The sequence below is a fragment of the Streptomyces sp. SID8352 genome, assembly GCF_009862265.1.
In the GTDB taxonomy this organism is placed as follows: domain Bacteria; phylum Actinomycetota; class Actinomycetes; order Streptomycetales; family Streptomycetaceae; genus Streptomyces.
The window spans coordinates 1-22,971 of sequence record NZ_WWGX01000061.1 but is presented as its reverse complement, the minus strand read 5'-3'; the positions used below and the strand labels follow the sequence as shown (position 1 = coordinate 22,971).

Annotated in this window: 19 protein-coding genes; 6 read left to right on the top strand and 13 right to left on the bottom strand. The window is 74.9% G+C overall.

What is annotated here, in order from left to right; all coding sequences use genetic code 11:
* Positions 1–329 precede the first annotated feature (329 nt).
* The 9 genes from GTY84_RS19740 to rsmI form a co-directional block, all read right to left on the bottom strand.
* Positions 330–995, bottom strand: a complete 666-nt coding sequence (locus tag GTY84_RS19740) for a LuxR C-terminal-related transcriptional regulator (protein ID WP_161227628.1) — start codon at positions 993–995, stop codon at positions 330–332.
* Positions 996–1,281: 286 nt separating this feature from the next.
* On the bottom strand, positions 1,282–3,264 hold the full coding sequence (locus GTY84_RS19735) for a PQQ-binding-like beta-propeller repeat protein (RefSeq protein ID WP_202551437.1): 1,983 nt from the start codon (positions 3,262–3,264) through the stop codon (positions 1,282–1,284).
* Positions 3,265–3,346: 82 nt separating this feature from the next.
* A complete protein-coding gene (locus tag GTY84_RS19730; protein WP_161227627.1) occupies positions 3,347–5,332 on the bottom strand; it encodes a PQQ-binding-like beta-propeller repeat protein in 1,986 nt (661 codons plus the stop codon).
* Positions 5,333–5,600: 268 nt separating this feature from the next.
* Positions 5,601–7,415, bottom strand: coding sequence for an ABC-F family ATP-binding cassette domain-containing protein (locus GTY84_RS19725; RefSeq protein WP_161227626.1), 1,815 nt, complete (start codon positions 7,413–7,415; stop codon positions 5,601–5,603).
* Positions 7,416–7,528: 113 nt separating this feature from the next.
* Positions 7,529–8,422, bottom strand: coding sequence for a 4-(cytidine 5'-diphospho)-2-C-methyl-D-erythritol kinase (locus GTY84_RS19720; protein WP_161227625.1), 894 nt, complete (start codon positions 8,420–8,422; stop codon positions 7,529–7,531).
* A 7-nt stretch (positions 8,423–8,429) separates the two neighbouring features.
* Complete coding sequence (rsmA, locus tag GTY84_RS19715) at positions 8,430–9,293, bottom strand: 16S rRNA (adenine(1518)-N(6)/adenine(1519)-N(6))-dimethyltransferase RsmA (protein ID WP_161227624.1); 864 nt, start codon at positions 9,291–9,293, stop codon at positions 8,430–8,432.
* 75 nt (positions 9,294–9,368) lie between these two features.
* Complete coding sequence (locus GTY84_RS19710) at positions 9,369–10,259, bottom strand: TatD family hydrolase (protein ID WP_161227623.1); 891 nt, start codon at positions 10,257–10,259, stop codon at positions 9,369–9,371.
* Between the two features lie 134 nt (positions 10,260–10,393).
* Positions 10,394–10,816 (bottom strand): hypothetical protein, encoded by a 423-nt coding sequence (locus tag GTY84_RS19705; RefSeq protein ID WP_161227622.1) that lies wholly within the window; start codon positions 10,814–10,816, stop codon positions 10,394–10,396.
* Between the two features lie 216 nt (positions 10,817–11,032).
* Entirely contained in the window at positions 11,033–11,881 is an 849-nt protein-coding gene (gene rsmI / locus GTY84_RS19700; protein ID WP_161227621.1) for a 16S rRNA (cytidine(1402)-2'-O)-methyltransferase, read from the bottom strand.
* A 96-nt stretch (positions 11,882–11,977) separates the two neighbouring features.
* Here rsmI and GTY84_RS19695 point away from each other — a divergent pair, with 96 nt between their 5' ends.
* A complete protein-coding gene (locus GTY84_RS19695) occupies positions 11,978–13,720 on the top strand; it encodes a phospholipid carrier-dependent glycosyltransferase (RefSeq protein ID WP_161227620.1) in 1,743 nt (580 codons plus the stop codon).
* A gap of 194 nt (positions 13,721–13,914) precedes the next feature.
* Complete coding sequence (locus tag GTY84_RS19690) at positions 13,915–15,543, top strand: penicillin-binding transpeptidase domain-containing protein (RefSeq protein WP_161227619.1); 1,629 nt, start codon at positions 13,915–13,917, stop codon at positions 15,541–15,543.
* Between the two features lie 38 nt (positions 15,544–15,581).
* Here the strand turns inward: GTY84_RS19690 and GTY84_RS19685 are convergent, their stop codons facing one another.
* Both GTY84_RS19685 and GTY84_RS19680 read right to left on the bottom strand, forming a co-directional pair.
* Positions 15,582–17,051: a PD40 domain-containing protein gene (locus GTY84_RS19685; protein WP_161227618.1), complete on the bottom strand. Its 1,470-nt coding sequence runs from the start codon at positions 17,049–17,051 to the stop codon at positions 15,582–15,584.
* Positions 17,052–17,200: 149 nt separating this feature from the next.
* Positions 17,201–17,629, bottom strand: coding sequence for an SsgA family sporulation/cell division regulator (locus tag GTY84_RS19680; RefSeq protein ID WP_161227617.1), 429 nt, complete (start codon positions 17,627–17,629; stop codon positions 17,201–17,203).
* Between the two features lie 174 nt (positions 17,630–17,803).
* Between GTY84_RS19680 and GTY84_RS19675 the strand changes: the two genes are divergently transcribed.
* The 4 genes from GTY84_RS19675 to GTY84_RS19660 all read left to right on the top strand — a co-directional run bounded on the left by GTY84_RS19675 (position 17,804) and on the right by GTY84_RS19660 (position 21,680).
* Positions 17,804–18,877, top strand: a complete 1,074-nt coding sequence (locus GTY84_RS19675; protein WP_161227630.1) for an energy-coupling factor ABC transporter permease — start codon at positions 17,804–17,806, stop codon at positions 18,875–18,877.
* 1 nt (position 18,878) lies between these two features.
* Positions 18,879–19,640, top strand: coding sequence for a cobalt ECF transporter T component CbiQ (cbiQ, locus tag GTY84_RS19670; RefSeq protein ID WP_161227616.1), 762 nt, complete (start codon positions 18,879–18,881; stop codon positions 19,638–19,640).
* Positions 19,628–20,416, top strand: a complete 789-nt coding sequence (locus GTY84_RS19665) for an ABC transporter ATP-binding protein (protein WP_161227615.1) — start codon at positions 19,628–19,630, stop codon at positions 20,414–20,416. The genes cbiQ and GTY84_RS19665 overlap by 13 nt, the downstream gene beginning before the upstream one ends.
* A gap of 88 nt (positions 20,417–20,504) precedes the next feature.
* A complete protein-coding gene (locus GTY84_RS19660) occupies positions 20,505–21,680 on the top strand; it encodes a serine hydrolase domain-containing protein (RefSeq protein ID WP_161227629.1) in 1,176 nt (391 codons plus the stop codon).
* Positions 21,681–21,747: 67 nt separating this feature from the next.
* Here the strand turns inward: GTY84_RS19660 and GTY84_RS19655 are convergent, their stop codons facing one another.
* Both GTY84_RS19655 and GTY84_RS19650 read right to left on the bottom strand, forming a co-directional pair.
* Positions 21,748–22,023 carry a DUF1876 domain-containing protein gene (locus GTY84_RS19655; protein WP_161227614.1) on the bottom strand — a complete coding sequence of 92 codons (276 nt, stop codon included), beginning with the start codon at positions 22,021–22,023 and terminating at the stop codon, positions 21,748–21,750.
* 96 nt (positions 22,024–22,119) lie between these two features.
* Positions 22,120–22,623, bottom strand: coding sequence for a YbaK/EbsC family protein (locus GTY84_RS19650; protein ID WP_161227613.1), 504 nt, complete (start codon positions 22,621–22,623; stop codon positions 22,120–22,122).
* Between the last annotated feature and the right edge of the window lie 348 nt (positions 22,624–22,971).

Genomic DNA, 22,971 nt, shown 5'->3' with positions numbered 1-22,971 from the left:
CACCCCATTCCGCGCCGTTCCGAGGACGACCACCCCCGCCCCGGCCCCAACCCCAAAACACCAAAGGCGCAACAAACACCCCCACCCACCAAAAGATGCGCCGCAGGCACAACCACAACCCACCCGCACCCGCACCCGCACCCGCACCCGCACCCGCACCCGCACCCGCACCCGCAAGCATCCCCCCGCAAACAGCAACGGCAGGCCGCAGGCACCCCCGCACCCCCATCACCGCCACCGACCCACCGGCACCGCAGACACGGCGCCCCGCCCGCAGGCCCGGCACGGCCCGGCACGGCACGGCCCGGCCCGGCCCGGCACCCCCACGCTCACCCCCCGGCCGCGTCCAGCAACCCCGTCCGCGCCGCCAGAGCGGCCGCCTCCAGCCGCGACCCCACCCCCAGCTTCATCAGCACCCGCTGCACATGCGTCCGCGCCGTCGACGGCGCGATCCCCATCCCCGCCGCGATCACCCGCGTGTCCTGCCCGTCCGCCACCCGCATCAGCACCTCGACCTCCCGCGGCGTGAGCAGCCGCAGCAGCCGCTGCCCCTCGTCGTCCGGTTGCGCGGCGGGGTTCAGCAGCTCCCCGAACGCCCCCTGCAACAGCCCCGGCGCCACCGCCGCCTCCCCGGCCCGCGCCTTGACGATCGCCCGCTCCACCCCCTCGATGCGCTCGTCGTGCCGCACATACCCCGACGCCCCCGCCGCGAAGGCCGCCGCGATCCCGCGCGGACTCGGCACCGGCCCGAGCACCACCACCGCCACCTGGGGCCGCTCCCGCTTGATCCGCACCACGGGATCGAAGATCCCCGGCTCCGCCGGGACGGCCGTCCCCAGTACGCACACCTCCGGCGCCCGGCTGATCACCAGCTCCGCCGCCCCCGCCGTCGGCGCGGCCGCGGCGAGCACCCGGTGCCCCCGCAGCTTCAGCGCCGACGCCAGCGCCTCGGCCAGCAGCCGGTGGTCGTCGACCACCATCAGCCGTACTCCCACAGCTCGCCCCCACTCCCCCGGCCGCCCCGGGCCACCGCCCCGGCCCCCGTCCTCCATGCGGGGAAGCTACACGCTCGCCCCACCCCGCGCTCCCCCTACCGGCAAGAACGCCGCACCGCGCGGAACGTCCGGCCGGATCACGGAGGGAACAACGAACGCGCCACGCACCGGACCACCGCCTCCCGGCCCCCCGCCGCCGCCCCCGGACCCCCGGCACAACGGCGACGGCCCCGCCCCCCGGGAGGAGGGGCGGGGCCGTCGGCGGCCGCGGCGCGGGACGGGACCGTCAGTCCCCCCGGCCGAACGCGATCACCAGGTACTCCTTGCGGTTCTTGCTGATCAGCTCGCTCGCGAACACCTGCGACATGTACAGGCGGCCCTGGGAGTAGATGATCTCGGAGTACTGGGGGGACATGCGGGCCTCGGCGTCCCGGACCCCCTCGGCCGCCGGGTTCTCCAGCAGGACGGTCTGCTTGAACGTCTGTCCGTCGATGCTGACGACCTGGCCGCCCTTGTCGTAGGGCGGGCGCTTGTAGGCGATCACGTTGCCGCCGTCCATGCGCAGCGGGGTGATCCGGTAGTTCTCGCCGGCGTCGGCGCGCTGCCCGGTCTGCCGGCCGGTGCCGAGGTCGAAGGCGACGACCTCGTTGGTCCGGCTGTAGCCCTCGCCGCCGCCCTCGTGCTCCTCGGTCGGGATGTAGAGCCGGTCGTTGCCGACGGCGAGTCCCTGGCACTGCTCGGGCTTGGTGATGGAGTCGCAGCTCGCGGCGAACTGCTTGCCCGGCGCGGAGATGCGGGTGCGCAGCTCGCCCGTGCTGTTGTCGATGGAGAAGAAGTCGGAGATGCCGCTGCCGTCCTTGGCGGAGTCGCCGACGTCGGCGGCGACGACCAGCGGGTCGGTGGAGACGACGCCCGCGTACTCGATGCCCTTGGCCATCCGGTACTCGGAGAGCACCTTGCCGGTCTTCGGGTCGATGGTCTGGATGTTGAGCTGGCGGGCCCCGTAGCTGCCGCACTTGCGGACCGCGACGAGCTTGGGGCCGCCGCCGTATCCGGCGTCGTAGCAGCTGTCGGTCCGCTTGGGGGACCAGCGGACGGTGCCGTCGGCCAGGTCGAAGGCGACGCCGCCCTCGGTGCTGCCCGCGGCGACGGTCTCCCCGCTGAGGGTGACGTTGTTGAAGGAGATGGGCCGGTCACCGGCGGTGCCGGTCTTCGTCCAGACCTTCTTGCCCGCGGCGAGGTCGATCACGGCGACCTGGGTGCAGCCGTGCGAGGGCTCGGCCTTGGTGGGCATGGCGGGCTGGTGGGCGATGACGGTCCTGCCGTCGGCCGTGACGTGCCGGGAGGCGGCGCAGACCGGTCCGTCCAGCTTGATCGTCCACAGCTTGCCGCCCTTGACCGGGTCGTAGCCGACGATCTCGGCGATGCCGCTCTTGGCGTAGACCGAGTCGGTGAGCCAGGAGCCGGCGACGACAACGCTGCGGTCGTCCTTGCCCACGGCGGGCTGCGGGACCTGGAAGAGGACCCGGGAGGCGGGGTCCCCGGGCGCCTTCTCCCGGCTGCCGCCGGGGGAGGCGCCGCCGTCGCCGCCCTTGCCGCCGGTCTCCCCGGCGCCGCCCTTGCCCTCCTTGTCGGCGCCGTCCTGCTCGGCGCCCTCTTTGCCCTTGCCGCCCTTGCCGCCGTCGGCGGTGGTCTGCTTGTCGTCGTCCTTGCCGGAGCCCGCGTACCAGACCCCGGCGCCGATGATCAGCGCGATGGCGGCGACGGCCGCGACGATGATCGCGACCTGGGAGTTGAGCTTCTTCCGGCCGCCGCCGGGTCCGCCCGGCTGGGCGGGCATGGGCACGGTGCCCGGCCCGTAGGGCTGCTGCGGCTGCCCGTAGGGGCCCGGCTGCTGCTGCCCGTACGGCTGCTGCGGCTGGCCGTAGGGCCCCGGCTGCTGCCCGTAGGGCTGCTGGGGCTGGCCGTAGGGGCCGGGCTGCTGCCCGTAGGGGCCGGGCTGGGCCTGCCCCGGATAGCCGTAGCCGGGCTGGGGCGGCTGCGGGGCCTGCGGATAGCCGTAGCCGGGCTGCGGCGCGCCCGGGGGCGGAGCGGGCGGCCCGGCGGGCGGCGCCTGCGGATGGCCGTGGCCGGGCTGCGGCTGCGGTCCCTTGCCGAGGTCGGGCGTGCCGCCCTGCGGGGCGGACGGCGGCTGCGGCGGCGGGTCCTCGGGCGGTCCGAAGCCACCGCCCGGCGGCGGCTGGTGGGGCGGCGGGGGCGGCTGGGTCATGGCGTGAGTACCTCGTGGGGCGGAAGACGGCGGGGACGGGCGGGCGCGCGGACGGCGCGGGCGGATGACGCGGGCGGCGGGATCACTTGCCGTAGGCGAGCATCAGCTTCTCCCTCGACTCGTCGTTGCCGGTCAGACGGGTGGTGGAGATGTAGAAGCGGCCGTCGACCCAGTCGATCTCCTTGGAGAAGAAACCGTTCTCGATGGACGCGGTGCCCTGCGGGTTCTGGAGCAGCTTCGCGGGGCGGTGGGAGGTGCCGGCGACGGGGATTGAGACGATCTGGCCGCCCGCGTCGTACGACGGCTGGACATAGGCGACGAGCGCGCCGTCCCCGGCCCTGACGGGGACCATGGACTTGCCGGTGGGGGACTTCACCCGCCACTTCTCGCCACCGGTGGCGAGGCTGATGGCGACGATCTCGTTGGGCCCGGAGGCGGCCTTGGTCGGCAGGAACAGGGTGTCGTCGGCGACGGCGACGCCCGAGCAGCCCTGGAGGTCGCGTTCGAGGATGGCCCAGCCGCAGTCGGGGGCGAAGTCCTCGTCGACCGACACCTGGGCGCGCAGGGCGCCGGTGTCGGAGAAGGAGGCGATGTTCCAGGCCTTCTTGTCCTCGTTGGTGGCGTAGACGACCAGCGGGTCGACGGAGTAGGTCCGGGCGACGCGCCAGCCCTTGTCGTACTTGTGGGTCCACAGGACGCGGCCGGTCCCCGGGTCGAGACCCTGCACCTCGTCGTGGGCGTTGGCGCCGCCCGCGCCGCAGGAGGCGACCTGGACCAGCCGGGTGCCCCCGGCGAAGCCCGCGGGGAAGCAGGCGTCGCCGTAGCGCTTCTTGTCGTAGATCCGCTTGCCGGTGCGCACGTCGTAGGCGGTGCCGGACTGGGAGCGGCCGACCATCAGGGTGTTCCCGGCGATGCTCAGCTCGACGGAGAGGACGGAGTCGAAGAGTTCGCCGTCGGCGACCTCGGCCTTCCAGCCCTTCTTGCCGGTGGCGAGGTCGATCTGCTGGAGCCGGTTGCACTTGGCGCGGTCGCTGGTGCCGCTCATGTACGCCACGACGACGGTGTCGTCGGCGCTCTTCACGGGGGTCGTCGCGCAGATCTTCTGCGGGAAGACGACCGGCTCCCAACTGGGCCTGCCGCCGTCGACGTCGTAGGCGACGACCTGCTTGTACGCGGCCTTCACCGCGGACCCGCCGGTGATCCACATGCCCTCGGCGTCGGCGCCGGAACCGGGGGCGTCGGGCGCCTCCTTGTACCAGAGCACCTTGGCCTCGCCGGGCTTGCGGCCCTCGTTGAGGTCCTCGGGGTCGTCACCGCCGTCGCCCTTGCCGTCGCCGGGGTCGACCGGGTCCACCGGCCGGACGGGGGCGCTGCCGCCGGACACGGAGGGCTCGGGCGCCTCGCTCCGCCGGGCCACGGGCTCCTTCCCGCCGTCGTCGCCCCCGGCGGCCACCGCGTACACGCCGCCGCCGATCAGCAGGAGGGCCGCGGCCCCCGCGACGGCGGCCAGGACGGGCCTGCCCCTGAAGGGGTTGCGGGAGCCGGGGCCGCCGGGCGGCGGACCGGCGGGGAACTGGGGCTGGGTCGGGGGCTGTCCGGGCGGACCGTACGGGCCCGGCTGCTGCCCGTAGGGGCCGGCGCCGTACGGGCCCGGCTGCCCGTAGGGGCCGGGCTGCCCGTAGGGGCCGGCGCCGTACGGGCCCGGCTGCCCGTAGGGGCCGGGCTGCCCGTAGGGGCCGGGCTGCTGCGGGTGGCCGTAGCCGGGCTGCGGGGGCGACGGGGGCGGGGCCCCCGGGGGCGGCGGGTCCTGCGGCGCTCCGAAACCGCCTCCGGGCGGCGGGTCCTGCGGCGCCCCGAAACCGCCTCCGGGCGGCGGGCCCTGCGGCGCCCCGAAACCACCGGCCGGCGGGGGCTGCGGCGCCCCGAAGCCACCGGCCGGCGGGGGCTGCGGCGCCCCGAAGCCACCGGCCGGCGGGGGCTGGGGCGCTCCGAAACCGCCTGGGGGCGGCGGGTCCTGCGGTGCTCCGAAGCCCCCCGGCTGCGGCGGCTGACTGGGCGGCTGGCTCATCAGCGCGTCCCCCCTCGTTCACTGATTTTTCGCCACGTCCCGGGATGTGCGCGTGGCCCCGGAGCCTCTTCGGGCGGTCGTTCGGACAGTTCTCGGACGGCCTTTCTATCACCCGGTCCGGACCGCGCAGCGGGCCGCGTCCGCCCCTGTTCCCAAGGGCGGACCGGCCCGTGATGCCTCTGTTACGCGTCTTCACGCCGCCTTCACGCCGCCCGCCCTCCCCCTGCGCGGGAGGCGCGCGGGGGGTGTGCGGGAGGCGTCCGCCGGGTCAGGCGTCCTCGGCCAGTTCCAGCCAGCGCAGCTCCAGTTCCTCCCGCTGCCCGGCCAGCGCGCGCAGCTCGGCGTCCAGTCCCGCGACCTTCGCGAAGTCCGTCGCGTTCTCGGCGATACGGGCGTGCAGGGCGGTCTCCTTCTCCGAGACCTTGTCCAACTGGCGCTCGATCCGCTGCAGTTCCTTCTTGGCCGCGCGTACGTCGGCGGCGCTCCGCTCGGACGTCGCGGGGGCCGCGGCGGCGGCCGGGGCCGGGGTGCTCGCGGCGGCGGCCTCCTCCATCCGGCGGCGGCGCTCCAGGTACTCGTCGATGCCGCGCGGCAGCATCCGCAGGGCGCCGTCGCCGAGCAGGGCGAAGACCCGGTCGGTGGTGCGCTCGACGAAGAACCGGTCGTGGGAGATGACGATCATCGAACCGGGCCAGCCGTCGAGGACGTCCTCCAGCTGGGTCAGTGTCTCGATGTCGAGGTCGTTGGTCGGCTCGTCGAGGAAGAGCACGTTGGGTTCGTCCATCAGCAGCCGGAGCAGCTGGAGGCGGCGGCGCTCACCGCCGGAGAGGTCCCCGACCGGCGTCCACTGCTTCTCCTTGCCGAAGCCGAACGTCTCGCAGAGCTGCCCGGCGGTCAGCTCGCGCCCCTTGCCCAGGTCGACGCGCTCGCGGACCTGCTGCACGGCCTCCAGCACCCGCCAGGAGGGATCGAGTTCGGCCACCTCCTGGGAGAGGTAGGCGAGTTTGACGGTCCGGCCGACCTTCACCCGCCCGGCGACGGGCTGCCGCTCGCCCTCGCTGAACGCGGCGTCCGCCAGGGCCCGCAGCAGGGAGGTCTTCCCGGCGCCGTTCACCCCGACCAGGCCGATGCGATCGCCGGGGCCGAGCTGCCAGGTGAGGTGCTCGATCAGCACCTTGGGACCGGCCTGGACGGTCACGTCCTCCAGGTCGAAGACGGTCCTGCCGAGCCGGGAGGAGGCGAACTTCATCAGCTCGCCGCTGTCCCGGGGCGGGGGCACGTCCGCGATCAGCTCGTTGGCCGCCTCGACGCGGAAGCGGGGCTTGGAGGTGCGGGCGGGGGCGCCGCGCCGCAGCCAGGCCAGCTCCTTGCGGATCAGGTTCTGCCGCTTGGCCTCCTCCGTCGCGGCGATCCGCTCGCGCTCGGCGCGGGCGAACACGTAGTCGGAGTAGCCGCCCTCGTACTCGTGGACGGTGCCGCGCTGGACGTCCCACATCCGGGTGCAGACCTGGTCGAGGAACCAGCGGTCGTGGGTGACGCAGACCAGGGCGGAGCGACGCTCGCGCAGGTGCTGGGCCAGCCAGGAGATGCCCTCGACGTCGAGGTGGTTGGTGGGCTCGTCGAGGACGATCAGGTCCTGCTCCTCGATGAGCAGCTTGGCCAGCGCGATGCGGCGCCGCTCACCGCCGGAGAGCGGCCCGATGACGGTGTCCAGGCCCTGCGGGAAGCCGGGCAGGTCCAGCCCGCCGAACAGCCCCGTCAGCACGTCCCGGATCTTGGCGTTGCCCGCCCACTCGTGGTCGGCGAGATCACCGATCACCTCGTGGCGGACGGTGGCCGCCGGGTCCAGCGAGTCGTGCTGGGTGAGCACCCCGAGCCGCAGCCCGCCGGAGTGGGTGACCCGTCCGGTGTCCGGCTCCTCCAGTCTGGCCAGCGTCCGGATCATGGTGGTCTTGCCGTCGCCGTTGCGCCCGACGACTCCGATCCGGTCCCCCTCGGACACGCCGAGCGACACACCGTCCAGCAGCGCACGGGTGCCGTACACCTTGCTGATGTTCTCGACATTGACCAGATTGACGGCCATTTCTCTCCTGCCTGGGGGATCGCTCAGCGTTCCAGCGTAGGCCCTCCGGGCGACCGCCCGGCGCGGCGGACGGCCGTCGCCCCCGTCGGCGGCGCCCGCGCCGGGCGCCCCGGTCAGAGGAGGGTCGCCCCCTCGGCCGGGGAGGTGGCGGTGCGGACGTCGCGGCAGGTGCCGGAGGCGCGCAGGACGCCGGCGATGTCGGAGGCGGAGCGGGCGTCGGTGGCCAGGAACGCCGTGGTGGGTCCCGAGCCGGAGACGAGGGCGGCGAGCGCGCCCGCCGCCCTGCCCGCCGCGAGGGTGTCGGCCAGCTCCGGGAAGAGGGACAGCGCCGCGGGCTGGAGGTCGTTGGTGAGGGCGACGGCGAGACCCGCCGGGTCCCCCTTGGCCAGCGCGTCCAGGACCGGCCGGTCGGCGGCGGGCACGGGGATCTCCCGGCCCTCGGCCAGCCGGTCGAACTCCCGGTACACCGCCGGGGTCGACAGCCCGCGCCCGGCCAGGGCGAAGACCCAGTGGAAGTCGCCGCCCACCTCCAGCTCCGTCAGCCGCTCGCCCCGCCCGGTGCCCAGCGCCGCGCCGCCGACCAGGCTGAACGGCACGTCGCTGCCCAGGTCGGCGCAGATCTCCAGCAGCTCCGCCCGGGAGGCACCGGTGCCCCAGAGGGCGTCGCAGGCCAGCAGCGCGGCGGCGCCGTCCGCGCTGCCGCCCGCCATGCCCCCGGCGACGGGAATGTCCTTGACGATGTGCAGGTGCACATCGGGGGCGCGGCCGTGGCGCTCGGCCAGGGCCAGGGCGGCGCGCGCCGCGAGGTTGGTGCGGTCCAACGGGACCCGGTCGGCGTCGGGGCCCTCGCAGGTGACCCGGAGCCCGGCGGCCGGGGCGGCGGTGACCTCGTCGTAGAGGGAGACCGCGAGGAAGACGTTGGCCAGGTCGTGGTAGCCGTCGGGGCGGGCGGCGCCGACGGCGAGCTGGACGTTGACCTTGGCGGGGACGCGGACCGTGGCTCTCACGTGTCTGTCACTCCTTGTGTTCGGCGATACGCGCGAACTCTTCCACGGTGAGCGCCTCGCCACGCGCCTGCGGCGACACTCCGGCCGCGACGAGGGCGGCCTCGGCCGCCGCCGCCGATCCGGCCCACCCGGCGAGGGCGGCCCGCAGGGTCTTGCGGCGCTGGGCGAAGGCGGCGTCGACGACGGCGAAGACCTCGCGCCGCGAGGCGGTGGTCGCCGGCGGCGCGGTCCGCCGGACGAGGGAGACGAGGCCGCTGTCCACGTTGGGCGCGGGCCAGAAGACGTTGCGGCCGATGGCACCGGCCCGCTTGACCTCGGCGTACCAGCCGGCCTTCACGGAGGGCACCCCGTACACCCGGGAGCCGGGACCGGCGGCGAGCCGGTCGGCCACCTCGGCCTGCACCATCACGAGGGTGCGTTCGATGCTCGGGAAGGTTTCGAGCATGTGCAGCAGCACCGGTACGGCGACGTTGTACGGGAGGTTCGCGACCAGCGCGGTCGGGGCGGGGCCCGGCAGCCCGGTCACCCGCATCGCGTCGGAGTGGACGAGGGTGAAGCGGTCGGCGCGCGCGGGCATGCGGGCGGCGACGGTGGCGGGCAGGGCGGCGGCCAGGACGTCGTCGATCTCGACGGCGGTGACCCGGTCGGCCGCCTCCAGCAGGGCCAGGGTGAGCGAGCCGAGCCCGGGTCCCACCTCGACCACCACGTCGTCGGGGCGCACCTCGGCGGTGCGGACGATCCGGCGGACCGTGTTCGCGTCGATCACGAAGTTCTGGCCGCGCTGCTTGGTGGGGCGCACACCGAGCGCGTCCGCGAGTTCACGGATGTCGGCGGGGCCCAGCAGGGCGTCTTGGGGGGCGGGGCTACTCACTCCGCAAGGGTATCCGGGGCCGCCGGGCCCCCGTCGCCCTCGTCCCCCGCCGGCGCCCCGCCGCCCCCGGCGCCGTCAGTAGTCGAAGGCGCGGGCCGTGTTCGCCGCGAGGGCGGTGGCCATCTCGTCCTCCCCGATGCCCCGGACGGCGGCCATCGCCCGGACCGTCACGGGCACCAGGTAGGGGGCGTTCGGCCGCCCCCGGTACGGCGCCGGGGTCAGGAACGGCGCGTCGGTCTCGACCAGGACCCGGTCCAGCGGCGCGACCGCGAGGGCGTCGCGGAGGCTCTGGGCGTTCTTGAAGGTGACGTTGCCCGCGAAGGAGAGGTAGTACCCGGCGCGGGCGCACACCTCGGCCATGGCCGCGTCGCCGGAGTAGCAGTGGAAGACGGTGCGCTCGGGGGCCCCCTCCTCACCGAGGACGCGCAGCACGTCGGCATGGGCGTCGCGGTCGTGGATGACGAGGGTCTTGCCGTGCCGCTTGGCGATCTCGATGTGGGCCCGGAAGGACCGCTCCTGCGCCCGCATGCCCTCCGGTCCGGTGCGGAAGCGGTCGAGGCCGGTCTCGCCGACGCCCTTGACGTGGGGCAGCGCGGCCAGCCGGTCGATCCCGGCGAGCGCCTCGTCCAGGGCCGCGTCGCCGCCCGGGGTCCTGGCCCCCTGGCGCGACCAGCCGTCGGGGTCTCCGTGCACGATGCGCGGCGCCTCGTTGGGGTGCAGGGCGACGGCGGCGTGGACGGCGTCGTGCGCCGCCGCCGTCTCGGCCGCCCAGCGCGATCCGGCGAGGTCGCAGCCGACCTGCACGACGGTGGTGACCCCGACGGAGGCGGCCCTGGCGAGGGCGTCCTCGACGGTGCCCTCCTGCATGTCGAGGTGGGTGTGGGAGTCCGCGACCGGTACCCGCAGGGGGACGGGCGGCGGCGGTGGCTCGTTCCTGCCGGACCGGCCGGAGGCGTTCGAAGACATGCGCCGATCCTACGGAAGGCCGCCGGGCCGGGGACGGGGCGCGGGGCGGAGCGAGGGGCAGGGGGCAGGGGCAGGTTTCCGAAAGCGTGAACACTCACGGCCGAAGTGTTCACGCTTTCGGAAGACCCGTTGGCTCAGCCCACCCGGTGCCGCAGATGGAGGACCCGCAGCAGATCGGACAGGTGCCAGTGCCGGACCCCGCGGTCCGGGCGCCGGTCCGCCGCCTCGGGGACCCCGGGCACCTCGACCGGCCCGGCCGACGGCACCCGGTGCACCCCGTGCGGAGTGCCGCGGACGGAGGCGACCCGCCCCGCGCCCATGATCCGTACGACGTGGTGGTCGCAGCTCGGGCAGGTGGGCCGGGTCAGCGGCGACGGCACCGGCAGCCCGTCGGCCACGTAGCGCACGAGGGCACGGCCGTCGGCGCCCCGGTAGTGCTCGATCTCGTACGACTGCTCCCAGCCGTACCCGCAGCGCATACAGGCGAAGGAATACGACTCGTGGACGACGGCCGTGCCGCCGTCCTCCGGGCCGGTCGAACGGATGGCCTCACTCATGCCGGCTCCCGATGTCCGCTGGACGAGGGCGGAAGGGGCGCGGGGAGGCGTCCCCTTCCTCCTTCCAGTGGACTCCTCGGCCGGGGCGAAAGCACGTTTTCTGCCGAGTATTGGGCCTGTTTTGGTCCGGCCTTGCCGAATCCGCCCCCGGCCCGGTCCGCTCTTTACCCTGCGGGCGGGCGCGTTTGCCCGCCCATGGTCCGGGGGACCGACGGCTCACGCGCCGGAGTGCTTCGCGGCCACCACCGCGTCGAACACCTCCCGCTTGGGCAGCCCCGCCTCGGCGGCCACGGCGGCGATGGCCTCCTTGCGCCGCTCCCCCGCCTCCTCGCGCACCCGTACCCTGCGCACCAGTTCCTCGGGGCCCACGTCCCCGGGCACCGCCTGCGGGGCGCCGTCGACGACGACGGTGATCTCGCCGCGCACCCCCTCCGCGGCCCAGGCCGCCAGCTCGCCCAGCCCCCCGCGCCGGACCTCCTCGTACGTCTTGGTCAGCTCCCGGCAGACGGCCGCCCGCCGCTGGGCGCCGAACACCTCGGCCATCGCGGCGAGGGTGTCGTCGAGGCGGTGCGGGGCCTCGAAGTAGACGAGGGTCCGGCGCTCCCCGGCGACCTCGCGCAGCCGGGACAGCCGCTCGCCCGCCTTGCGGGGCAGGAACCCCTCGAAGCAGAACCGGTCGACCGGCAGTCCCGACAGGGCCAGCGCGGTGAGCACCGCCGACGGGCCGGGCACGGCGGTGACCCGCACGTCCCGCTCGACGGCGGCGGCGACCAGCCGGTAGCCCGGGTCGGACACCGACGGCATCCCCGCGTCGGTGACCAGCAGCACCCGCGCCCCGCCGGCCAGTTCCTCGACCAGCTCCGGGGTCCGGGCGGACTCGTTGCCCTCGAAGTACGACACCACCCGGCCCCGCGGGGTGACGCCGAGCGCCTGGGTGAGGCGGCGCAGCCGCCGGGTGTCCTCGGCGGCGACCACGTCGGCGCCGGCCAGTTCCTCCGCGAGCCGGGGCGGGGCGTCCCGGACGTCGCCGATGGGGGTGCCCGCCAGTACAAGGGTTCCAGTCACCCTCCCATCCTCCCAGGGGCGGACGGACCGGGACGCAACCGGACCGGTAGGGGCCATGCGCGGGACGCGCACAGAACGGTTCCCTACGATGGCGCGGTGACCAGTACCGCGTCCACGGACAACCGGCAGGACCAGGCCCCGCGCGACCAGGCGCCCACCTGGGGGCAACGGCTGCGCGGATTCGGCTACACGGCGGGGCGGCCCGCGGACGACGTGCGCGACCGGCTGGTGCCGCCGTACGCCCGTCCCGCCCCCCGGCTGTGGGCCTTCCTCGGGGTGCCTGCGCACTTCGCGGAGCGGATCCTGCGCTGGTCCGCCTGGGGCGGGCCGCTGCTGGTGACGCTGATGGCGGGCGTGCTCCGGTTCTGGAACCTGGGCAGCCCGAAGGCGGTGATATTCGACGAGACGTACTACGCGAAGGACGCGTGGGCGCTGGTCCACCGCGGTTTCGAGGTCAACTGGGACAAGAACGCCAACGATCTGGTCCTCCAGTCCGGCGGCGACGTCCCCATCCCCACGGACGCCGCGTACGTGGTGCACCCGCCGGTCGGGAAGTACGTCATCGGGCTGGGCGAGCTGATGTTCGGCTTCGACCCGTTCGGCTGGCGGTTCATGACCGCGCTGCTCGGCACCCTCTCGGTGCTGCTGCTGTGCCGGATCGGGCGGCGGCTGTTCCGCTCGACGCTCCTGGGCTGCCTGGCGGGCGCGCTGATGGCGCTGGACGGGCTGCACTTCGTGATGAGCCGCACCGCGCTGCTGGACAGCGTGCTGATGTTCTTCGTGCTGGCCGCCTTCGGCTGCCTGGTCGTCGACCGCGACCGGGCCCGCGCCAGAATGGCCGCCGCGCTGCCCGTGGACGGCGACGGGCGGGTCCGCCCGGACGCGGAGACCGCCGGGACGGCCCGGCTGGGCCCGCGGCCGTGGCGCTGGGCGGCGGGGCTGATGCTGGGCCTGGCCATCGGCACCAAGTGGAACGGCCTGTACATCCTGGCGGCGTTCTGTGTGATGGCGGTCCTCTGGGACGTGGGCACGCGCCGGGTCGCCGGCGCCCGCCACCCGCGCCGGGCGGTGCTCCGGTACGACCTGGGGTGGGCGTTCCTGGCGACCGTGCCGGTGGCCGTCGCCACCTACGTCCTGTCCTGGCTGGGCTGGATCCTCTCCCCGTCCGACGGCACCGGCGGCTACTACCGCAACTGGGCGGCGAACGACGGCCGGGGCAGCTCCTGGAGCTGGCTGTTCCCCGACTGGCTGCGCAGCCTGTGGCACTACGAGTCGCAGGTGTACGAGTTCCACACCCACCTCACGTCGCCGCACACCTACCAGTCCAGCCCGTGGAGCTGGATCGTCCTGGGCCGCCCGGTCTCCTACTTCTATGAGTCGCCGGTGCCCGGCACCCGGGGCTGCACGGCGGCCGTGGGCGACAAGTGCGCCCGCGAGGTGCTGGCCCTCGGCACCCCGCTGCTGTGGTGGGCGGGCTGCTTCGCGCTGCTGTACGTCCTCTGGCGGTGGCTGTTCCGCCGGGACTGGCGGGCCGGGGCGATCGCCTGCGGGCTGCTCGCCGGCTACCTGCCCTGGTTCCTCTACCAGGAGCGGACGATCTTCCTGTTCTACGCCGTGGTCTTCCTGCCGTTCCTGTGCCTGGCGGTGGCGATGATGCTGGGGGCGGTGGTGGGCCGGCCCGGCTCCGGCGAGACCCGCCGCACGGCGGGGGCGACCGCGGCGGGTGTGCTGGTGCTGCTGATCGCCTGGAACTTCATCTACTTCTGGCCCCTCTACACCGGCACCACCATCCCCATGGACGACTGGCGCGCCCGCATGTGGCTGGACACCTGGGTCTAGGGCCTCTCCCGGTCCTCCCGGCCCCGTCCGGTCCCGGTTGCGGGGCCGGACGGGGCCGGTCTCCATTCGGCCAACATCCGGGCACATCCGTACCTCCGGCCACCCTCCCCGCATAGGCTGCACCGCACATCTACTTCTGAACGCGTTCAAGAGCGCGGGCGGGAGCAACGGGGACCACGGGGAGGGGGCTCACCATGAGCAGGGGGGTCAAGCTCGGCGTCATCGGCGGCGTGTTCGCCGTGATGGTGGGCGGCTGCGGCTACGGCGTCTACAACATCGCCTCGGCGCTGACCGAGGGCACACGCGCCTCGTCACCGGCCGCGCCGGAGCGGAGGACCGGGCCGCCGGACGCCGACGAGGTGGCGGAGACCTCACGGAAGTTCCTCACGGCCTGGGCGGAGGGCGACGCCCCCACGGCGGCCTCCTACACGACCGACATGGGTGCCGCCGGCGACCTGCTGGCGTCCTACGCCGGGGAGGCCGGGATCACCGCCCGGATCACGCCCGGCACCCCGGCCGGGACGACCGTGCCGTTCTCGGTGCGCGCGACGGTGTCGCACGACGGGAAGTCCAAGGCGCTGGCCTACCGCGGCGAACTGCGGGTGGTGCGCGGGGCGGAGGACGGGCGGGCCCTGGTGGACTGGAGCCCGTCCGTCGTCCATCCGGAGCTGCGGGACGGCGACACCCTGGTGACCGGGGAGTCCGCCGCCCCGCGGATCGAGGCGGTCGACCGCGACGGCACCGTGCTGACGCGGAAGGAGTACCCGTCCCTCGGCCCCGTCCTGGACACCCTGCGCGAGCGCTACGGTGAGAAGACCGGCGGCACCCCGGGCGTCGAGCTGGCCGTCCGGCACGCCGCCGAGGACACCGCCGACACCCCGCTGCTGGTGCTGTCCGAGGGCCGCCCCGGCAGGCTGCGCACCACGCTCAGCGCCCCGGTGCAGGCGGCGGCGGAGCGGGCGGTCCAACGGTTCGGCGAGTCCTCGGTGGTGGCGGTGAAGCCGAGCACCGGCGAGGTGCTGGCCGTCGCGAACAACCGGGCGGACGGCTTCGACGCGGCCTTCCAGGGCAAGGTGGCCCCCGGCTCCACCATGAAGATCGTCACCGCGGCCATGCTCATCGACAACGGCGTGACCTCGATGAACGGCCCGGCGCCCTGTCCCGCGGAGGCCGTGTGGCAGGGCCAGACCTTCCACAACCTGCGGGGCATGGAGCCCAACGAGAGCGCCACCCTCGCCAACACCTTCCTGCGCTCCTGCAACACGGGCTTCATCAAGCTCGTCGACGAGGAGCCGCTCACCGACGCCTCGCTGGCCCGGGAGGCCGAGGACCGGTTCGGGCTGGGCAAGGACTGGCGGACGGGCATCGTCTCCGCCGACGGCACGGTGCCCGTGGCCGGGGGCCCGGACCGGGCGGCGGGCGCCATCGGGCAGGGCCAGGTGCAGATGAACCCGCTGAACATGGCGTCCGTGACGGCGACCGCGATCACCGGCGCCTTCCGCCAGCCCCATCTGGTCCCGGACGGTCTGGACGACCGGCCGCGGGCCACCGCGCAGGGGCTGCCGCCGGGGACCGCGGCCCAGCTCAAGGAGATGATGCGGCTGACCGCCACCCAGGGCACCGCCCAGCGGGCGATGGCCGGGCTCGGCGGCGACATCGGCGCCAAGACCGGATCGGCGGAGGTCGACGGGCAGTCCGTCGCCAACAGCTGGTTCACCGGCTTCCGCAACGACGTCGCGGCGGCGGCCATGACCGAGGGCGGCGGCCACGGCGGCGACGCGGCCGGCCCGATCGTGGCGGACGTGCTGCGGGCCGGCGGCTGACGCGCCGGGCCGCCCGCGCGGGGCGGGCGGCCCGGGGGTCACCAGGGGAGCACGCGGCGCACGAACACGTCGTCGTACCCGTTGGTGTCCCCGGGGTGACCGAAGGCGCCGTCCGGCCCCGTGACGACCAGCGTGGTGCCGAGGCGGTCGACACCGGTGACGGCGCCGACCTCGTTCCGCGCGTCCCCGTCGAGGTCGAAGAGCATCCCGGTGCGCCCGGTGCGCAGGTCGTGGCGGAAGAGGTCGTACCGCCGGTCGGTGTCACCGGGGACCAGGCCGTCCGAGGAGGAGCCGAAGTAGACCCAGCGGCCGTCGCCGCTGGTGGTGATCCAGGTGTCCTGGCCGTTGCCGTCCTCGCCGGCGGCGGTCAGGCCCACCTGGGTGGTCCGCCCGGACCGCAGGTCGTGGACGTAGGCGATGTAGCGGTGCGGGAGCAGGCCGCCGGAGGGTGCCTCGGGCCGCCGGTCGATGTCCCAGCCGATGAAGGCGACGTGCCGTCCGTCCGGCGTGATCCGGCCGTCGGACACCCCGAGGAGCCGTTCCGGTCCGACGCTTCCGCCCACGACCCGGTCGGTGCGCAGGTCGTAGACGAACAAGGGGTACAGCCGCGGCTTGAGGATGGAGGGCCCGCCGTCCCCGCCGACCTCCTCCCCGGTGCCGTCCTCGGGCTCCTCCTCCTCGCCGCCCACGAGGTTGGTGGCCCGGGAGACGAAGGCGACGCGCTGCCCGTCGTCGCTGATGGAGGCCGCCCGGGAGGGCTGGCTGCCGACCGATCCGTCCGCGCCGCGGCTGGCCAGGCGGGTGACGCCGGTCGTGCGGTCGAGGACGAAGATGTGCTGGCGGGCCTTCTCGCCCCCCGGCATCTCCGGCAGCCTGCGGGCGGAGGAGTAGGCGACGTAGCGGCCGTCCCCGCTGATCGCCGGGTCGGACCCGCCGCCCTCGGGGCCCGAGGTGGCCCGTACGGTGCGGCCGGTGAGCCGGTCGAACACGAAGATGTCGCTCCGGTCGTCCGTGTCCTCGTCCACCAGGCCCGGCTCGGCCGAGTCGAAGGCGACGTAGCGTCCGTCGGCGCTGAGCGAGGCGCTGCCGAAGCCGTCGGCGGTGAGCTGCCTGCCGCGGTCCCCGAGGGTGACCCGCTGGACGCGCCCGGTCCAGGTGTCCCGCACGAACCCGTCCTCGATGCCGTTGGTGTCCCCGGGCACCAGGCCGGCCGCCGCCGAGAAGAACAGCGCGAATCTTCCGTCCCGGCTCACGCCGCCGCCCCGCGACGGGGCGTCGAGCGGGCTGCCGCCCGGCCCGTAGGACACCCGCTGGGTGATCCCCGGCACCGTCGCCACGCCCTCCGCCGCCACCGCGGCCGCCCCCGGATCGGCCGCCGCGGGCAGCACCGTCACCGCGCCCACCAGGACCGCCGCCGCCAGCACCCCGCCGCCGCGCACCGCCCGCCGGGCCCGCGCCCGCCCGCCGCCCGCGTCCCCGTCCGTCCCCCGTAACGCCGCACCGGCCATGGCCGTCCTCCCCTTGGTCCGCCCTGACGCGCGCCGTCGCGGCCCGCCCGGACCCGGGCGCCCGCCGCGCGCAGCAGAGCAAACCGCCCCACCACTCACCCGGTCAACGGCCCCGGGCGGGCAGGGACGACAACGCGCCACGGGGAGGGTCAGCCTCCGCCCCCGTGCGCGACGGTCCCGCCGCGCGCCGGACCGGCCGCGCCCGCTCCGGGCACCGGCCCGGCCGCCGCGGCCCGGTAGGTGCGGCGCAGGAAGCGGGTCAGGGCCCTGCTCTCGACCTGGACCACCGACGTGCCCTGCGCGGAGTGCAGTTCGATGACGGCCTGCACCCGCCCGCACGGCCAGACCCGCACGTCGCCGCTGCCCGCGGGCGACCTGAGGCCCCGTTCCAGCAGCGACCGGGAGAAGGTCCACTCGCGCGGGCCGGGGGCGGGGCCGGGGAAACCGATCCGCACCGCGCGGGGGTCGGCGTCGGGGTCGTAGCGCAGGACGACCGGCAGGGAACCGCCCCCGTCCTCGCCGGGGAGGTCGGCGTCCGTGAGGACACGGGCCCGCGCGTACTGCTCGACTACGGACATCGGATCGCCCCTTACGCTCTGCCACCGGTGCGGAAGCCCTGCGTTCCGCCCCCTGGCACTCCAGGGTGTCCCCCATTTCCGGGGCTACACATTCCGGGCACCTGTTATCTCATTCATGAGATAACCAAGCACTCGCTCTTGCGCAGCCTTCGCAAGAAGACCACGATGCGGACTGTGCATGTACCTGACGGATTCATCGACGCCCCGACGTCCGCCGCGACCGGAGCGGTCGCCGCCGTCGCCGTCGCCGTCAGCCTGCGCGGCGCGCGGCGCGAACTGGACGAGCGGACCGCGCCCCTCGCGGGCCTGGTCGCGGCGTTCATCTTCGCGGTGCAGATGCTCAACTTCCCGGTCGCCGCGGGCACCAGCGGGCATCTGCTCGGCGGCGCGCTCGCCGCGATCCTCGTCGGGCCCTTCACCGGGGTCCTGTGCGTCTCCGTCGTCCTGCTGATGCAGGGCCTCCTCTTCGCCGACGGCGGCCTGACCGCGCTCGGCGTCAACATCAGCGTCATGGCGGTCGTCACCACCGTCGTCGCCCACGTCCTCTTCCGGGGCCTGGTGGCGGTGCTGCCGCGGACCCGCCGGTCGGTCACCGCCGCCTCCTTCGCCGCCGCGCTGCTCTCCGTCCCGGCCGCCGCCGCGGCCTTCACCCTCCTGTACTGGATCGGCGGCACCACCGACGTCGCCATCGGCAGGGTCGCCACCGCGATGATCGGCGTGCACCTCCTGATCGGCATCGGCGAGGCCGCCATCACCGCCCTGACCGTCGGCGCCGTGCTCGCCGTCCGCCCGGACCTGGTGCACGGGGCCCGCGGGCTCCGCCGGCGCCTGCGACTGCGGGTCGGCGGGGAACTCGTCGACGCCCGGGAGGCCGCGCCCGCCCCGGCCGCCCCCGCCGGATCGCACCGCCCCCTCTGGATCGCCGGCGTCGTCACCTCCCTGGTGCTCGCCGGCTTCGTCAGCTTCTACGCCTCCGCCAGCCCCGACGGGCTGGAGAAGGTCGCCGCCGACAAGGGCATCGACGAGAAGACCCGGGAGCACGCCACCGCCGGCTCCCCGCTCGCGGACTACGGTGTCAAGGACATCGCCGACGCCCGCGTCTCCGGCGGCCTCGCCGGGATCATCGGCGTCGGCGCCACCGTCGTCGCGGGCACCGCCGTCTTCTGGTCCGTGCGCCGGCGCCGCGCGGCCGACACCTCACCGGCGGGCACCACCGCGGCCGCCCCCACCGGCACCGCGGGCGACTGAGATGGGGGCCGGGCACGCGCACGGGCTCTACCGGCACGGGCACTCCCGGGTGCACCGGCTGCCCCCGCACACCAAGCTCACGGCCGCGTTCGCCTTCGTCGTCGTCGTGGTCTCCACCCCGCGCGAGGCCATGTGGGCCTTCGGCCTGTACGCCCTCCTGGTCGCGTCGGCGGCCGCGGCGGCCCGCGTCCCGCCCGGCTTCCTCCTCACCCGGCTGCTGATCGAGATCCCGTTCGTCGCGTTCGCCGTCCTCATGCCGTTCGTCGCCCAGGGCGAGCGCACCGAGGTCCTCGGCCTCTCCCTCAGCGTCAACGGCCTCTGGGGCGCCTGGAACGTCCTCGCCAAGGGCACCCTGGGCGTCGCCGCCTCCGTGCTCCTCGCCGCCACCACCGAACTGCGCGGACTCCTGCTCGGCCTGCAGCGCCTGCGGCTGCCGTCCCTGCTGGTGCAGATCGCCTCCTTCATGATCCGCTACGGCGACCTGATCACGGACGAGATGCGCCGGATGCGGATCGCCCGCGAGTCCCGCGGCTTCGAGGCCCGGGGCGTCCGCCACTGGGGCGTCCTCGCACAGTCCGCCGGGGCCCTGTTCATCCGCTCCTACGAACGCGGCGAGCGCGTCCACCTGGCCATGGTCAGCCGCGGCTACACCGGTGCCATGCCGGTGATCGACGAAGTGACCGCCTCCCGCGCCCAGTGGTCGTACGCCATGGCCCTGCCGGGCGCGGCCCTGGCCGTACGTCTGCTGGGATGGACCCTGTGACCGAACCCCTGACCGATCCGCCGGACGCCCCCGACTCCCTGGAGGTCTCCGGCCTCGCCTTCGCCTACCCCGACGGCCACCAGGCCCTCTTCGGCGTGGACTTCCGCGTCGGCCGCGGCGAACGCGTCGCCCTGCTCGGCCCCAACGGCGCCGGCAAGACCACCCTCGTGCTCCACCTCAACGGCATCCTCACCGCCGGGGCCGGCACCGTCACCGTCGCCGGACTGCCGGTCGGCCGACGGGACATGGCGGAGATCCGGCGCCGGGTCGGCATCGTCTTCCAGGACCCCGACGACCAGTTGTTCATGCCGACCGTGCGCGAGGACGTCGCCTTCGGCCCGGCCGCCGCCGGGCTCCGGGGCGCCGCGCTGGAGGAACGCGTCGACCGGGCCCTCGCCCTCGTCGGCATGGACGGCTTCAAGGACCGGCCCCCGCACCACCTCTCCTTCGGACAGCGCCGCCGGGTCGCCGTGGCCACGGTCCTCGCCATGGAACCGGAGATCCTCGTCCTCGACGAGCCCTCCTCCAACCTCGACCCCGCCTCCCGCCGCGAACTGGCCGACATCCTCCGCTCCCTCGACGTCACCGTCCTGATGGTCACCCACGACCTGCCCTACGCCCTGGAGCTGTGCCCCCGCGCCCTGGTCCTCAGCGACGGCGTCATCGCCGCCGACGGCCCCACCGGCGACCTCCTCTCCGACGCGGAGCTGATGCGCGCGCACCGCCTGGAACTCCCCTTCGGCTTCGACCCGCGGCCGGCGGCCACCCGGGCATGAGGAATCCCCCGCACGGGGCGGTTGTTGCACCCACTGTCGCAGGCGGGGATCCGAGGAGAGGCGTACGAGGGTGGGCACCGACAGGACGGTGGACGTGCACGGCACGGTCGCCGACGGCTTCGAGCCGGTCCGGGAGGCGTTCGCCCGGAACTTCACCGCGCTGGGCGACCGGGGAGCGGCGGTCACCGTCTACCGCGACGGACACCGGGTCGTCGACCTGTGGGCCGGCACCAGGGACGTCGACGGCACCGAGCCCTGGCGGCGGGGCACCGCACAGGTGGTGCGCTCCGTCTCCAAGGGGGTCACCGCGGCCGTCGCGCTGCTGCTGCACCAGCGCGGGGAACTCGACCTCGACGCACCCGTCGGCGCCCACTGGCCCGAGTTCAAGGCCCACGGCAAGGAACGCCTGCTGGTCCGGCACATCCTCGGCCACCGGGCCGGACTCCCCGTCCTCGACACCCCCCTCACCCCCGAGGAGTCCCTCGACCCGCTGCGCGGTCCCGAGGCCGTCGCCGCCCAGGCCCCCGCCTGGGAGCCGGGCACCGACCACGGGTACCACGCCCTGACGTACGGCTGGCTGGTCGACGGCCTGGTCCGCCGCGTCACCGGCGGCACCGGGACCGGCGCGTGGGCCGCCGCCGAGATCGCCCGGCCCCTGGGCCTCGGTCTGTGGCTGGGGCTGCCGCCCGCGGAGGAGGCGGCGGGCCGGGCGGGCCGCGTCGGCGACCTCCCGGACGACCCTGCACCGGCCGCCGGTCCGCGGCTGCGCCCCAAGCGGTCCATCAGCGCGGCCTACAAGGACCCGGAGTCCCTCACCCGCCGGGCCTTCGCCGCGATCAGCCCCGCCCCCGACCAGAACGACCCCGCGTACCGGGCGGTGGCCCAGCCGGCCGCGAACGGCGTGGCGACGGCCGACGGACTGGCCCGCGTCTACGCGGCGCTCATCGGCGAGGTCGACGGCGTCCGCCTCTTCACCCCCGCGACCCTGGCCGCCGCCCGCGCCGAGGAATCGACGGGCCCGGACCGTGTCCTGGTCGTCCCCACCCGCTTCGGCCTCGGCTACATGCTGCACGGCGCCGCGTCACCGCTGCTCGGCCCCGGTTCCTTCGGACACCCCGGCCGCGGCGGCTCCCTCGGCTTCGCCGACCCGGAGTCGGGCATCGCCTTCGGTTATGTCACCAACGGCTTCCGCAGGTCGGTGACCGCGGACCCACGTCCGCAGGCGCTGGTCGGGGCGATGCGCGCGGCCCTCGCGGCACGGTAGACGCACCGCGGGGGCCGGGTGGCGCCGACGCGGACCGGGCACGGACCGGACGCGGACCGGGCACGGGTCAGGCATGGATCGGGTGGGACACCCTCCCCGACGCCTCGTCGATCTCACCGTGCGCCTTGGTCAGCAGCGTCATCGCCAACTCGTTCAACGCCCGTGCCGCGGCGACCTCCTCGCCGACTCTCGGCTGGTTGGCGTCGACCGTGTGGCGCGTGGCGCGTCCGTGCGCGCGTACCTCGGTGCCGTCGGGCAGTCGGACCATCGCCGCCGCCCGGGTGTGCCGGTCGTCCTCCGTGAACTCCAGCTCCACATGCCACCCCACTGCGGTGTGCATCATGGCGTTTCACCTCCACAACTCCTGCTTCCAGGGTGCGCCCGTCGCCCGCCGCACGCACCCACACGGGGCGGTGCCCGGCCGGGACGGGCGCGGAGGTCACCCGGTGTGCTCGCGCACATCCACGAGGTCGGCGCCCGCGTGGGTGACCAGTTCCCCGGGTGACATCGGGAAGACGGTGTGCGGGGTCCCGGCGGCGGCCCACACGAGGTCGTGCGCCAGCAGCGAGCGGTCCGCCAGGACGCGGGTCCTGGTCAGGTGGCCGAAGGGGGGCACGCCGCCGATGGCGTACCCCGTGGTCTCCCGCACCGTCTCGGCCCTGGCCCGCGTGACCTCGGCCGCGCCCAGCTCCTCGCGGACCCGGTCCAGGTCGACACGGGAGGCGCCGTCCATGAGGACCAGGACGGGGACGCCGTCCGCCGCGAAGATCAGGGACTTGCAGATCTGGCTCAGCTCGCAGCCGATCGCGGCGGCGGCCTCGGCGGCGGTCCGCGTGGCCTCCGGGAAGCGCCGCACCCGCCCGGTCAGTTCGCCGAGCCCCAGTCCGCGGAGGGCTTCGGCGAAGCGGGGGTGGGTGTCGGTGCCGTCGTTCGTGGTCGTCATGCCGGGCACGGTAGCCGGGGTGGCGGGGGCTGGGCGAGCGGGTTGACGGGGTGGAGGCGGGCGGAGGGCGGCTGACCGGGCCGGTGGCTTCGGGGGGTGGTCGTGGGGGCCGCCCGCTTCCCTGCCAGGGTCGTGCTTCCACGGGCCGCGTCAAGGGCGCTGCGCGTCGCCTGCGGCGATGGCCCTGCGGGCCACCCTTGACCCGGCCCGCTCCAGCACGGGGAAGAAGCGAGCNGGCGGCCCGGGGGGAACGGGTGTCCCACCGCCGGCCACCCCGGCCCCGGCTCCCAGTGACCCGGCGACACGGGACGCGACAGCGCCCCGCAAGCACGCCACGCCGTCTCAGCG

What these genes read in the sequence shown, in the direction of transcription:
- GTY84_RS19735 (WP_202551437.1), bottom strand. Translation starts at nt 3,264, where the DNA reads ATGACCCAGCCGCCCCCGCCGCCCCACCAGCCGCCGCCGGGCGGTGGC.
- GTY84_RS19730 (WP_161227627.1), bottom strand. Translation starts at nt 5,332, where the DNA reads ATGAGCCAGCCGCCCAGTCAGCCGCCGCAGCCGGGGGGCTTCGGAGCA.
- GTY84_RS19725 (WP_161227626.1), bottom strand. Translation starts at nt 7,415, where the DNA reads ATGGCCGTCAATCTGGTCAATGTCGAGAACATCAGCAAGGTGTACGGC.
- GTY84_RS19710 (WP_161227623.1), bottom strand. Translation starts at nt 10,259, where the DNA reads ATGTCTTCGAACGCCTCCGGCCGGTCCGGCAGGAACGAGCCACCGCCG.
- GTY84_RS19705 (WP_161227622.1), bottom strand. Translation starts at nt 10,816, where the DNA reads ATGAGTGAGGCCATCCGTTCGACCGGCCCGGAGGACGGCGGCACGGCC.
- GTY84_RS19690 (WP_161227619.1), top strand. Translation starts at nt 13,915, where the DNA reads ATGAGCAGGGGGGTCAAGCTCGGCGTCATCGGCGGCGTGTTCGCCGTG.
- GTY84_RS19685 (WP_161227618.1), bottom strand. Translation starts at nt 17,051, where the DNA reads ATGGCCGGTGCGGCGTTACGGGGGACGGACGGGGACGCGGGCGGCGGG.
- GTY84_RS19680 (WP_161227617.1), bottom strand. Translation starts at nt 17,629, where the DNA reads ATGTCCGTAGTCGAGCAGTACGCGCGGGCCCGTGTCCTCACGGACGCC.
- cbiQ (WP_161227616.1), top strand. Translation starts at nt 18,879, where the DNA reads ATGGGGGCCGGGCACGCGCACGGGCTCTACCGGCACGGGCACTCCCGG.
- GTY84_RS19665 (WP_161227615.1), top strand. Translation starts at nt 19,628, where the DNA reads ATGGACCCTGTGACCGAACCCCTGACCGATCCGCCGGACGCCCCCGAC.
- GTY84_RS19655 (WP_161227614.1), bottom strand. Translation starts at nt 22,023, where the DNA reads ATGATGCACACCGCAGTGGGGTGGCATGTGGAGCTGGAGTTCACGGAG.
- GTY84_RS19650 (WP_161227613.1), bottom strand. Translation starts at nt 22,623, where the DNA reads ATGACGACCACGAACGACGGCACCGACACCCACCCCCGCTTCGCCGAA.